Annotated in this window: 10 protein-coding genes; 6 read left to right on the top strand and 4 right to left on the bottom strand. The window is 62.3% G+C overall.

What is annotated here, in order from left to right; translation table 11 throughout:
* Positions 1 to 129: 129 nt before the first annotated feature.
* The 3 genes from V7E26_RS06360 to V7E26_RS06370 all read left to right on the top strand — a co-directional run bounded on the left by V7E26_RS06360 (position 130) and on the right by V7E26_RS06370 (position 5,200).
* A complete protein-coding gene (locus V7E26_RS06360) occupies positions 130 to 498 on the top strand; it encodes a hypothetical protein (RefSeq protein WP_324414586.1) in 369 nt (122 codons plus the stop codon).
* A 12-nt stretch (positions 499 to 510) separates the two neighbouring features.
* On the top strand, positions 511 to 2,364 hold the full coding sequence (locus V7E26_RS06365) for a PHA/PHB synthase family protein (protein ID WP_324414587.1): 1,854 nt from the start codon (positions 511 to 513) through the stop codon (positions 2,362 to 2,364).
* Between the two features lie 142 nt (positions 2,365 to 2,506).
* Positions 2,507 to 5,200 carry a bifunctional acetate--CoA ligase family protein/GNAT family N-acetyltransferase gene (locus tag V7E26_RS06370; RefSeq protein WP_324414588.1) on the top strand — a complete coding sequence of 898 codons (2,694 nt, stop codon included), beginning with the start codon at positions 2,507 to 2,509 and terminating at the stop codon, positions 5,198 to 5,200.
* Here the strand turns inward: V7E26_RS06370 and V7E26_RS06375 are convergent.
* Positions 5,197 to 5,712 (bottom strand): MarR family winged helix-turn-helix transcriptional regulator, encoded by a 516-nt coding sequence (locus V7E26_RS06375; protein ID WP_324414589.1) that lies wholly within the window; start codon positions 5,710 to 5,712, stop codon positions 5,197 to 5,199. The genes V7E26_RS06370 and V7E26_RS06375 overlap by 4 nt on opposite strands.
* 279 nt (positions 5,713 to 5,991) lie before the next feature.
* Between V7E26_RS06375 and V7E26_RS06380 the strand changes: the two genes are divergently transcribed.
* From V7E26_RS06380 to V7E26_RS06390, 3 genes are all read left to right on the top strand, one after another.
* Complete coding sequence (locus V7E26_RS06380) at positions 5,992 to 6,387, top strand: putative quinol monooxygenase (protein WP_324414590.1); 396 nt, start codon at positions 5,992 to 5,994, stop codon at positions 6,385 to 6,387.
* A 106-nt stretch (positions 6,388 to 6,493) separates the two neighbouring features.
* On the top strand, positions 6,494 to 6,988 hold the full coding sequence (locus V7E26_RS06385) for a cupin domain-containing protein (protein WP_324414591.1): 495 nt from the start codon (positions 6,494 to 6,496) through the stop codon (positions 6,986 to 6,988).
* A 198-nt stretch (positions 6,989 to 7,186) separates the two neighbouring features.
* On the top strand, positions 7,187 to 8,122 hold the full coding sequence (locus V7E26_RS06390) for a glutathione S-transferase family protein (RefSeq protein ID WP_324414592.1): 936 nt from the start codon (positions 7,187 to 7,189) through the stop codon (positions 8,120 to 8,122).
* Positions 8,123 to 8,324: 202 nt separating this feature from the next.
* On the opposite strand, the gene V7E26_RS06395 is transcribed toward V7E26_RS06390, so the two are convergent.
* The 3 genes from V7E26_RS06395 to V7E26_RS06405 are packed head-to-tail and all read right to left on the bottom strand — an operon-like array spanning position 8,325 to position 12,342.
* Positions 8,325 to 9,917: an MBL fold metallo-hydrolase gene (locus tag V7E26_RS06395; protein ID WP_324414593.1), complete on the bottom strand. Its 1,593-nt coding sequence runs from the start codon at positions 9,915 to 9,917 to the stop codon at positions 8,325 to 8,327.
* Entirely contained in the window at positions 9,914 to 11,467 is a 1,554-nt protein-coding gene (locus V7E26_RS06400) for a thymidine phosphorylase family protein (RefSeq protein ID WP_324414594.1), read from the bottom strand. Before V7E26_RS06400 ends, V7E26_RS06395 begins: the two co-directional genes overlap by 4 nt.
* Positions 11,468 to 11,502: 35 nt before the next feature.
* Positions 11,503 to 12,342, bottom strand: a complete 840-nt coding sequence (locus V7E26_RS06405; protein ID WP_324414595.1) for a universal stress protein — start codon at positions 12,340 to 12,342, stop codon at positions 11,503 to 11,505.
* Positions 12,343 to 12,445: the final 103 nt, after the last annotated feature.

Consider the following 12,445-nt stretch of genomic DNA (forward strand, 5'->3'; position numbering starts at 1 on the left):
TTCGCCGGGCGGGATGTGATCTTGGGCGCCAGCCGACGGCCGCAATGACGCCGGTTTGATGCATCTCAATGTCGATTCCGAAGCCGGTCGATACCGTCACGGTGGAACCTCAAGAATTCGGAGATTGTCATGTCAGGGCTATCTGAGCGAGCCGCTTCCGGTTCCGTCACGTCAATCGAAACTGCGGAAGCGGAGGCCACCAGGCTGAATCAGGGGGTGCTGGAGTTCGCCCTCGGCGCGCAGAAGATGATGTTCGAGGAATTGGTGTTTCTCGGTGACCAGATGCTGGAGCGAACGCAGACCGAGATGCACCTGTTCACGGAATTCGTCGCGAAAATGGCGGGCGCCCACTCCGTCAGGGACATCAAGACGATGTGCGAGGAATGCGGTCAACATCAGCTCGATTTCTTCCGTCGCGACTCCGAACGGCTGTTCAGGCATGGCGAGCGAATGATCGCCGCCACGTCGAACCTGATCAGCAGCCGCGAACTGAACTGACCGGTTGATCGCATGCACCGGGAATCGACCCTGCCGACAGCGGAAGCCGCCGCCCTGCCGCTGCGCCCTCTTGCCGGACAGGAAACCGAGGCCGGGAAAGCGACCGGTCTGGCCGCACCGCTCCTCTCAACGCCAATAGAAACTCCAGACGGAACCGAGACCTATCAGGCCGATCGTACCGTGCATGCCATGCTGGCGCGCCTGAGCGGCGGTATTTCGCCAGCGGCGTTGCTGCTGGCCTATGCAGACTGGCTATTGCATCTGGTCTCGTCGCCGCAGCGGCAGATCGAGATTGGGCAGAAGGCCCTAATCGACGCCAAGCGCATCGTCGAAGCCACGCAGCACTCCTTCCTGCCGGGGCAGGGACCATGGTCCTTGATCAGGCCGCAGCCGCAGGACAGGCGGTTCGGGGAGGCGGAATGGGAACAGCCGCCCTTCAATCTGATGGCGCAGGCATTTCTGCTCGGCCAACAATGGTGGCACGACGTGACCACCGGCGTGCGTGGCGTCTCGAAGCAGAACGAGGCGATCGTCGAGTTCTCGGTCCGCCAGATGCTGGACGTGATGTCGCCTTCCAATTTCGCCGCGACCAATCCGGAAGTGCTGCGGAGAACATTGGAGAGCGGCGGCAGTAATTTCGTGCGCGGTTGGCGCAACTTCTGCGACGACTGGGTGCGTCTGGCGTCGGCGGGTCTCGGCCCCGTGACGACAGGAGATTTCGTCGTCGGCAAGACCGTCGCCACCTCACGCGGCAAGGTGGTGTTCCGCAACGCGCTGATCGAGTTGATCCAGTATTGTCCCACCACCGAGAAGGTGCATCCGGAACCGGTCCTGATCGTGCCGGCCTGGATCATGAAATATTACATTCTCGATCTGTCGCCGCAGAACTCGCTGGTGAAATATCTCACCGGCGAAGGCTTCACCGTTTTCATGATCTCGTGGCGCAACCCAGACGCGGCCGATCGCGAGATCACCTTCGACGACTATCGCAAGCTCGGCATCGAAGCCGCGCTCGACATGATCGGGAGCATTGCCCCGGATCGCCGGGTTCATGCGCTCGGCTATTGCCTCGGCGGCACGCTGTTGTCGATCGCCGCCGCCGCCATGGCGCGGGGCGGCGACAACCGGTTGAAGTCGATCAGCCTGCTTGCGGCGCAAACCGATTTCACCGAGGCGGGCGAACTGACGCTGTTCATCAATGAAAGCCAGGTCGCGTTCCTCGAGGACATGATGTGGGAAGGCGGCGTGCTCAATACCACGCAGATGGCAGGGGCGTTCCAGTTGCTGCGCTCCAACGACCTGATCTGGTCGCGGCTCACCCGTGACTATCTGATGGGCGCGCGGGCGGCGCCGAATGACCTGATGGCCTGGAACGCGGATGCCACGCGGCTGCCGTACCGGATGCATTCGGAATATCTGCGCAAGCTGTTCCTCAACAACGATCTCGCCGGCGGGCGGTATGTCGTCGATGGCAAACCGATCTCGCTGTCGGACATTCACACGCCAATGTTTGTGGTCGGCACCGTCCGCGATCACATCGCGCCCTGGAAGTCGGTCTACAAGATCCACTATCAGGTCGACGCCGACGTGACGTTCATTCTCACCAGCGGCGGCCACAATGCGGGAATTGTGGCGCCTCCGGGCGAAGGGGGCCATACCTATCGGATCAGGACCAAGATGGCGGATGATACCTATGTCGGTCCCGATGAGTGGCTGAACACGGTGTCGCAGGTCGAGGGATCGTGGTGGCTCGAATGGACCAAGTGGCTGTCCGCACGGTCCGGTAAGCCGTCCGCGCCGCCGCACATGGGGAGCGAAGGCGCAACCGACCTACCCGATGCGCCCGGCGACTACGTTCGCCACTGATCCCGACAAGCCGATCCAGCCAAGCGCCCATTTGTCATTACGCCGAAACCGTTGCAGGCTAACCTGTCGCGCTATGGTCACATTGCGCTGAACATCTGCCTCGGCTCACAGAACCTTCACACCCGCCGGGTACCAGAGAACGATGTCCACCTATCGCCTGAAAAATCTGCTTTCGCCGCATTCCGTCGCACTGGTCGGCGCCAGTCCTCGCCGTGGATCCGTCGGCAGGGCGATCCTCAACAATATCCGCAAGGCCGAGTTCAGGGGTGAGTTCGGGCTCGTCAATCCGCGCTATCACGAGATCGACGGCGTCGCGAGTGCCGCCAGCATCGCAAAACTGGCGTTTGTCCCGGAACTCGTGGTTCTCACCACACCGGCCGAGACCATCCCGGACCTGATCGATCAGGCGGGCCGCCGCGGTACGGCGGGCGTCGTCATCGTCAGCGCCGGGCTCGGCCACGGTTCGGAATCGCTGGCAGAGGCCGCCGAGCAGGCCGCACAAAAATACGGCATGCGGCTGATCGGCCCCAATTGCCTGGGCATCATGATGCCGGGCGTCAGCCTCAATGCGAGCTTTGCGGCTCATATGCCGGAGGCAGGACATCTGGCGCTGATCTCGCAATCCGGCGCCATTGCCGCGGGCATGGTCGACTGGGCCGCGCAGCGGGCCGTCGGCTTTTCCGGCATCGTGTCGATCGGCGACCAACTCGACGTCGATATCGCCGACCTGCTCGACTATTTCGCGGTGGATGAAAAGACCCACGCCATCCTGCTTTACATCGAGGCGATCAAGGATGCCCGCAAGTTCATGTCGGCGGCGCGCGCCGCTGCCAGGGTGAAGCCGGTCGTCGTCGTCAAGTCAGGGCGGATGGCGCAGGGCGCGCGGGCCGCTGCAACCCATACCGGAGCGCTGGCCGGGGCCGATGCCGTGTATGACGCCGCATTTCAGCGCGCCGGCATCCTGCGTGTTTCGGACTTCCGCGAATTGTTCGACTGCGCCGAGACGCTCGGGCGGCTCAAATCGCCGCCCGGCAAGCGGCTCGCGATCCTGACCAATGGCGGCGGCATCGGCGTGCTGGCCGTCGACCGCCTGGTCGAACTCGGCGGCATTCCCGCGTCCATCTCACCGGCGGTACGCGAGAAGCTTGCCGCGGCATTGCCTCCGACCTGGTCGAAATCGAACCCGGTCGACATCGTCGGCGATGCCGACGCCGCGCGCTATTCGGCAGCGCTCGAAGCACTGCTGGCCGATCCCGACAACGACGCCGTACTCGTGATGAACGTCCAGACTGCGATCGCGCGCTCCGACGAGATTGCGGCGGCCGTGATCAAGGTGGTGCAGGCATATCGCGCGGGCCATCGCATGTCACCAAAGCCCGTTCTTGCGGTCTGGGTCGGTGCGGATCCTGCGATCGGCGATCTCCTGAGCGGGGCGGGTATTCCGAACTATTTGACTGAAGACGACGCGGTGCGCGGCTTCATGCATTTGGTCCGTCATCGCGAACTGGTGGAGGCGCTGGCGCAGGTGCCACCCGCGATGCCGAGCGAATTCGCGCCCGATGTCGATGCGGCGCGGCAGGTGGTTGCCGCGGCGCTCGCCGACGGCCGCGCCTGGCTCGATCCGATCGAAGTCAAACGGCTGCTGGATGCCTATGACATCGCGGCCGTGCCGACCTTCGCCGCGGCCAATGCCGAAGAGGCGGTTGCCCATGCCAGCGCGCTGTTCGCGCAAGGCTCGACCGTCGTGCTGAAGGTCATGTCGCGGGACATCGTGCATAAATCCGACGTCGGTGGCGTCGTGCTCAACCTGACGAGCGCCGACGCGGTGCGAAAGGCAACCGCCGAGATCCTCGCGCGCGCACGATCATTGCGGCCGGGGGCCCGGATTTCAGGGGTGATGGTGCAGGCGATGGTGGTGCGGGCGAAGGCGCGCGAGCTCATTCTCGGTCTCGCCGACGACCCGACCTTCGGCACTGTCGTCGTGTTCGGCCGCGGCGGGACGGCGGTCGAGATCATCAACGACAAGGCGCTGGCGCTGCCGCCGCTCGACCTGCAGCTGGCGCGCAGCCTGATCGAGCGCACCCGCGTATCAAGGCTGCTCCGCGCCTATCGCGACGTGCCGGCGGTGAAGCAGGACGCGGTCGCGATGGTCCTGGTCAAGCTGGCGCAGATGGCCGCCGACATCCCCGAAATCCGCGGGCTCGACATCAACCCGCTGCTCGCCGACGAGGCCGGCGTGCTGGCCGTCGACGCGCGCGTCGTGATCGGGCGCGTGGAGCGCAAGTTCCGCGGCTCGGGGCCGGCGAATTTCGCGGTTCGGCCGTATCCCTCGCGATGGCAGCGTCACATCGAGGTCAAGGACGGCTGGCGCGTGTTTGTCCGTCCGATCCGGCCCGAGGACGAGCCGCTGATCCACGAGATGTTGAAGCACGTCACGATGCATGACCTTCGGCTGCGATTCTTCGCGCCGATGAAGGAGTTTTCCCACGAATTCATCGCTCGGCTGACCCAGCTCGACTATGCCCGTGCGATGGCGTTTTGTGCGTTTGACGAGACGACCAATGAACTCGTCGGCGTCGTTCGGATCCATTCCGACTCGATTTACGAGAGCGGGGAATACGCGATCCTGCTGCGATCGGCCCTCAAGGGCAGAGGGCTCGGCTGGGCGCTGATGCAGATGATCATCGAATATGCGAAATCTGAAGGCCTGAAAGCCATTTCCGGCGATGTCCTGGCCGACAACACGGTGATGCTGGCGATGTGCCGCAGCCTCGGCTTCGAGGTGAAATCGGATCCGCAGGAGCATGACATCTGCAACGTCAGGCTGGCGCTCTAGCTAGTCTGGTCCTGTGCCGCGACAGGGTCTTCTTGAGGGCCCGCCGAGCTTACAAAATGACGAAGGCGATCCTTTAGGTCGAAGAGATCGGCCACCGGCACATTCAGGTAGCAGTAAAACTCGCCCAGCATCTGCTCAGTCCGCTTCCGAAGGGAAACGCCCTTCGTCGTTAAATCGACAAGCACGCGCCGCTCATCCGCGGCTGGCCGCCGCCGAGTCACGAGGCCCTTTGCCTCAAGGCGTTTGAGCATCGGCGATAGCGTCCCAAGATCCATCCGCAGCAACGTGGCCAGTTCTCCGACGCCTTGCGGGCCACCACGCTCCCAGAGCACAACGAGGACGAGATACTGGGGATAGGTGACGCCAAGCTTTTCGAGGAACGGCGCAAATAACCGCGTCATGTGGTTGCTGGCAGCATAGAGCGCGAAGCACAAATGGCTATCGAGACCCGGCATGTCGACCGGAGCAATCGGGGCCTCAACACTTGCGTTTTTCTTCTTTTTGGCTGCCATGCCCCGGGTTTCCTGTTCGTTGCCAGTGCTGAAGGTGAGAGCGGGCACTCAACCTTTGCTGAAATACCACGATTTATATGGACGGGACCTTACCTCCAGCGGCACGGGGGAGGCAAGCCACGCGAATGGTTTGTATTTGGTTTATTGACTCTCAATCCTATTGTGTACAAAATGATCGTATCTTTCATAACGGTCATCGACGGCCGAGGGAAAGAAGGGGCGTCGCGTGCCTGCGCGCGACACCACGCAACAACAGCTCAAGCGAGGGAGAGAAACATCATGCCAGATATGGATCGCCGCGCATTCGTGGGTGCCGCTGCTGCGGGAGGCGTCGCAGCAGCGGTTCTTGCTACTTCGTCCGCAATGGCGGCAGGGCAGAGCGGCTATTTCGTGATCGCCGAAATCGTATCCAAGAAGGACAAGGCGGATGAACTCCGCGCATTGCTCGTTCCCTTCGCAGAATTATCGGCCAAGGAACCGGGTTGCCTGGTCTACACGCTCATGGAAGTTATCGGCGAGCCTGGTCGTTTCCTCACCTTCGAACGCTGGACTGATAAGGCCGCGCTCGGGGTTCATATGACCACGCCCCACATCAAGGAAATTGTACCTAAACTCGAACCCGTTCTGGCGAAACCGTTCACGCAGCTTTTCCTCGATGCACGAACAGGCGGCTAAGCAAAGAGCTGCCCCGATATCACCAACGGCGGGACGCTGCTTGCGTAGCGCCCCGGGATGACAATCGATCAACAACTCAAAGCAGTCATAGCGACAGGAGGGAAGAATGCGTGGACCAATTCATGGGTTGTGCGCGGTGCTTGCGCTCGCAATTGCTGCTCCGGCGCTTGCCGGCGATTTGACGAGCATTGAGCTCGATCCCAGCGGCAAAATAGCGGTTGCAGTCAAGAAGGACTCCGCAAAGCTCTCGCCGATACCTGATATTGGCGGCATCGCGAACAAGGGGTTCACTTATGGCGCAGTCCATCGAGTGGCACCCAACAGCATTGATATCAGCAAGGGCATTAATGTGATGCGCGGGCACGTCGACGCCAAAGGCTCTATCGCGGTTCACGAGGGACCAAATCAAGTATACGTTCTTTACGTCATCAGCGGCACCGGCAAGATGACCCTGAACGATAAGGATGGCAAACAGTACGGCGACATCACCTACAAGCCCGATGACGTCATTCTGTTCAGTCCGAATACCTGGCACGGCTGGGTCAATGGCGATACGCCATTCGAATTCTTCGGATTCGACATGCAGGCGGCACAAAAGTAATGCCAGCCCAACCGCGCGAGCGGTCGTCCGGAAGCAACTGAAGCTCGCTTATCCTTCAGCCACCCGCCGCCACGCCGATGGCGGTGAGTATTCAATATCCAAAGAACTCGCGATGTTCTCCAGCCGCTCTCGCGAACCGGCGCAATAGGCCTGAACCAACAGGCGGATTTGGATAATCCAGCAACGAGGGAAAAACACATGCCAGATATCATCCTGCATCATTACCCGCTCTCGCCGTACTCGGAAAAGGTTCGCCTGGCCCTGGGCCTGAAGGGCATCAGCTGGAAGTCAATCGAAATTCCGGTGTGGACGCCACGTCCCAAGCTGACTCCTATGACGGGAGGCTATCGTCGAACGCCGATCCTGCAAGTCGGCGCGGAGTTTTATTGCGACACGCTCCACATCCTGCGCGTTGTTGAAGGATTGAGTTCATCCGGCTCGCTCTATCCCAAAGGCCAGGAAGCGCTTGCAAAGGCGCTGGGCTGGTGGATCGAGAAGGGCTCCTTCATGAACGCCGTATGCCTGACGATTGGCAACATGCCCGGGCTTCCCCAAGAGCTCATCGACGAGCGCCGCCCGCTGTTCCGCGTCAACCTGGAGCCCCGCGAATTGCACGCCAAGCGCGCCTTGTATCTGCAAAGGGTCAATGCACACATTGCGTGGCTCGCCCAAGCGCTATCGGATGGTCGCAAATTCATTTTGGGGCAGCAGGCGTCTGCGGCCGACCTGTCAGCATATCATCCGATCTGGTTTGCGAGGCAGAACGGCGGTGACGAGGTCAATGAGTTGATCGCGTTCGCCGGGGCGATCGATCCCTGGTACAGGCGCGTAGCGGCCATTGGTCACGGCAATTTTTCGGAACTGTCGCCGGATCAAGCAATAGAGGCGGCCAAGGCAAACGAGCCAGACGAGCCTCGCGCATGGTCGCCCGAGGCTAAAACTGTGGGCCTTAGCCGCGGCGACTGGGTCAGTGTGACTCCCGACGACTACGGCAATCCGGTGTATGGAAACCTTATCTCCTGGGCGGATGACGAGATCGTCTTGCGCCACGAAGACCCTTCCGTAGGCCAGGTCAATCTGCGCTTCCCGCGGGTCGGTTTTGACACCGCGCGGACTGACGAGAGGGCAGCCTAATTAGCGGGCGATTGAGCACCAAGTTCGACCGTCGGCGATACCCGCTCGCGGTCGAGCTAACGCGCTTTGCAAGACTAACTGGGCATCACCGACGTTGCTGCGGAATGTCCACTTCCGGCCCATCGCGACCTTGTTGCGGTTGCACAAAGGCGGTCGGTATCGGAGTGAAGCGGACATCGGCGAAGATTTATGAGTGCGCGCCCTAGGGTTCGAGTGCCCGCCGTAGCCGCCGGATGATGACTCCGCGCGCCCGGTCGTCCGCGGCGGCCTCGATCTGCTCGTTGATGTCGAGGATCAGTTTCGACATGTCGTTGTGCCAATCGAGCGTTACCACGGCTTCTGGCGCCAATCTCCGGCGGCGGCCAACGTCGAGCGGCGTCGGCACAGCCGCGGACAGATCGTAGATGTCGTCGAGTAGCGGCTGAAACACCCGCGCGGCCGGAATGATGCGTTCCGAGACGCGTTGGGCGAGGCCGGCAATGGCAGGCTCCTCGCCATGGACGAGAAAAAGCCCGCGCCCGATCGGACGCCGGGCGGCGATCCAGCGCACCAGTTCCGATCGGTCGGCATGGCCGGAATAATCGTCGATGCTGCGGATCGTCGCCGCCACCTTGATCTCGTTGCCCTGGATACGGACGGCCCTGGCGCCGTCCACGAGAAACCGGCCAAGCGTGCCCTGCGCCTGGAATCCGACCAGCAATACGGTAGCCCTGGTGTTCCACAGCCAGTTTCGAAGGTGGTGCCGGATGCGTCCGGCATCGCACATGCCGCTCGCGGCGATGATGATGTGAAAGCCGGTCAACTTCGCGATCTGCCTGCTTTCATCGACGGTCTCGGTGAAGCGTAGCTGTGGCGAGTTCAAGAGCCGCCGCACGTCCACCGTGGGGTCGAGGCCATCGGCATGTTCGCGAAACACCTCGGTCGCACGGATCGCCAATGGCGAATCGAGAAAGATCGGCGCGGAAGGGATCTCCCCGCGTTCCATCAGATCGATCAGGTCGACGAGGAGTTCCTGCGTGCGCTCCACGGCAAATGCCGGAACCAGCAGCGCTCCCTTGCGGGCAGCGGCGTCCCGTACCTCGGCGGCGAGGCGGGTGCGTCGCGCAGCCGGCGAGGTCGGTGGACGATCACGGTCGCCATAGGTCGATTCGGAAATGACGTAGTCGAAGCCGGACGGCGCTTCGGGGTCGGGCTGCAGCAATTTGGCGTCCGGGCCGATATCGCCGGAGGCAAGGATGCGAATGGGGGTTTCGGACGAACCGCGCGCGGTGCATTCGATCTCGATCGAGGCGGAACCAAGCAGATGCCCGGCATTCCAGTAACGCGCGCGAACGCCGGGAATGACGTCGACCCAGCTCTCGTAATCGACGGGAAAGAAGAACTGCAGCGCGGCAATCGCATCGGCCTTGGTATAGATCGGACTGACTTCACTCCGGCCGCGCGCGGCACTCCGCCGGTTTAACGCCTGGACTTCTGATTCCTGAATGCTGCCGGCGTCGGGCAACATGAAGGAGCAGAGATCGATGGTGCCGCGCGTGGCGAGGATGCGACCTGCAAATCCGCTGCGTACGAGCTTGGGTAGCAAGCCGCTGTGGTCGATGTGAGCATGGGTCAGCAGCACGGCGTCGATGTCGGCCGGACGGAACGGGAAGGCGCCGTAGTTCAGTTGCTTGAGCGTCTTTTGCCCCTGAAACAATCCGCAATCGACCAGGAAGCGCCCTTCGGCGATCTCGAACAGATAGCAGGAGCCTGTAACGGTGCGCGATGCGCCACAGAACCGGACCGTCACGCTCATGGCGTCGCCTCGCTGAGCCGTGGCTGCCGGGCGCCGATGACATATCCGCTGTGCCGTGCTGCGGCGCTAACGGCCAGATCGAGCCCGGACTGATCGTAGGCATGAATACGATAGAGCGGTTGCCCCTGTTCGATATGGTCGCCGATCTTGCAGTACAGCTTGATGCCGGCGCCCTTGTCGATCGGCGCGCCCGCGCTACGTGCCAGCCGGTTCAACTGCAAACAGTCGATCTCGGAAATGACGCCGTCCTCGGAGGCGAGAACGTCGAAGGTCAATTTGCCGATATCGTTGCGGCAGGCCGCGGGCCCCTGCGCGTCGATGATCTCCTGCATCTTCTTCATCGCCGCGCCGCTGTCGAGCAGTTCACGGGCGCGCGCGTAGCCTGCGCCGCCGCGCAGTTGCGGATCGTATTCGAGAAGGTGCGCCGCGAGCCGTAACGATTTCTCCCTGAGGTCGGCAGGAGCATCCGGCTCGTTGGTCAGGACGGCCATGACGTCGCCGGCCTCCAGCACCGGACCGATGCCCTTGCCAATCGGCTGGCGGCCGTCCGTCGTGATCACCTCGACGGAGATGCCGAACTGGTCGCCAACGAATTCGAACAGTTTGCGCAGCCGCATCGCTTCGTTGGCGCTGGCGAGCTTTGCGGTCGGACCCACGGGCAGGTCGATCAGCAGATGGGTGGAGCCCGCCGCGAGTTTTTTCGAGATGATTGAAGCAACCATCTGCTCACGGGTGTCGAGGCAGAGCGGCCGCTCGACGGAAATAAGAATATCGTCGGCCGGCGACAGATTGACGTGCCCGCCCCAGACGAGGCAACCGCGGCAGGCGGCCACGACTTCCTTCATCTCGTCGACGGAGACGTCGACCCGCGCCAATACCTCCATCGTATCCGCTGTTCCGGCCGGCGAGGTGATCGCGCGCGACGATGTCTTGGGAATGGTGAGGCCATGCGCCGCGACGACCGGGACGACGATCATGGAGGTGCGGTTTCCTGGAATGCCGCCGATACAGTGCTTGTCGACGACCATCGGGCTCGGCCATTTCAGTTGCGTGCCCGCGACCGCCATCGCGTGAACCAGGGCGAGCAACTCGCGGCTGGTCATGAAGCTTGCCGAACTGATCAGGAACGCCGCGATCTCCATGTCCGAATAGCGGTAGTGCGTGAGATCGCGGATAATGGCTTCAATCTCGGCGGGCTCGAATGGGCGTCCCTGGATCTTGCCGCGAACGGCTTCGAGGCTTTCGGGTGACGCAGCCGGAAAAACCGTGACGAGACTGCCGGCCGGCTCGGCGAAGCGGCGGAATGCCGGCTCGGAAAGCCCGATCTCATCGGATGCGACCAGGCTGTCATCGTCCGTGATCAGGAGCGTGGCCAGCAACGCCTTTGCGCCATGCTGCAGCTCGACCCGGCTGAAGCCGCGAAAAATGTCGGGACGCAGCGCGCTCGAGTGACGTGAGAGCACCACGACATTCTCGCGCCCTGTGTCCAGGTTGACCCGGCGGACTTTCAGCGGCGGACGGGAGCCATCGCGATTGGAGCTGGTGGACATTTGCACTCCGGCCGCGCTGATATCCGGCGACGCCGTCAATGCGAAAACAGGATCGGGAGCGGCGGCCTCGACAGCAGGCTCTTGGTTGCGCCGCCGAGGATGAACTGGCGCCATCGCGGATGCCCATAGGCGCCCATCACGAGGACGTCCGCCTTGTGCGATACCGTGTAGGCCTCGAGAACCTCGCCGATCCGCCGGCCGTCGGCATCGACCTTGTCAAGGATAACGTCAATGCCGTGACGCGCCAGGTTCCTGGCCAGCGCTTCGGCGGAATGCCTGCTGTCCAAATTCTTTTCATTGATAACGGTGACGATGCGTACCTTCCTGGCCTTTTCCAGCAGCGGCATCGCATCGGAAACCGCGCGGGCGGCTGCGCGGCTGAAATCCCAGGCGACAGCGACGGTGCCCAGTTGGAACGGACGTCCGCGCGAGGTCTCGGGCAACACGAGGGTTGGCCGGCCCGACCCGAAAATGATCGCTTCGGCATACCACTGGTCGTAGCTTTCCGGCACCGGCACGATGGTGAGATCGCGAAGCCGCGCGTAGTCCACCAGCAGATCCGGCACGGCATAGGTCGAGCATTTTTCGAGGGTGCTTTCGTGCGGAATCCCGGCTTTATCCGCGGCGGCATCGAAGGTTGCGAGCATAGCCCTGGCGTTGTTTCGGCTCTTGTCGGTTTCGCCAGCAATGATCCCGGGAATGTTGGCAGTCGAGCCGGAAAGGAAGTGCCCGGGCACTTCCACATGAACCTCGCAGGCGACCGCAGAAAGATGAGCGCCGAACGCCGCGGCGATTGCAACGGCGTCTTCGGCAACCGAGGCCGGGGTCGGATCGGGATAGCTCGTCAGTGTCAGCAGAATGTCCTTGAACGCCATGGGCTTCTCCTTTTCTGGAACCCAATCTAGCGTCGCGGCGAATGCGGCGTTTGATCCATCGCAAGCCGGTTGATTTGCCGCAGCCGGCCGCGCCGGCTTCGGT

It is taken from the genome of Bradyrhizobium sp., from assembly GCF_036735945.1.
GTDB lineage: Bacteria > Pseudomonadota > Alphaproteobacteria > Rhizobiales > Xanthobacteraceae > Bradyrhizobium.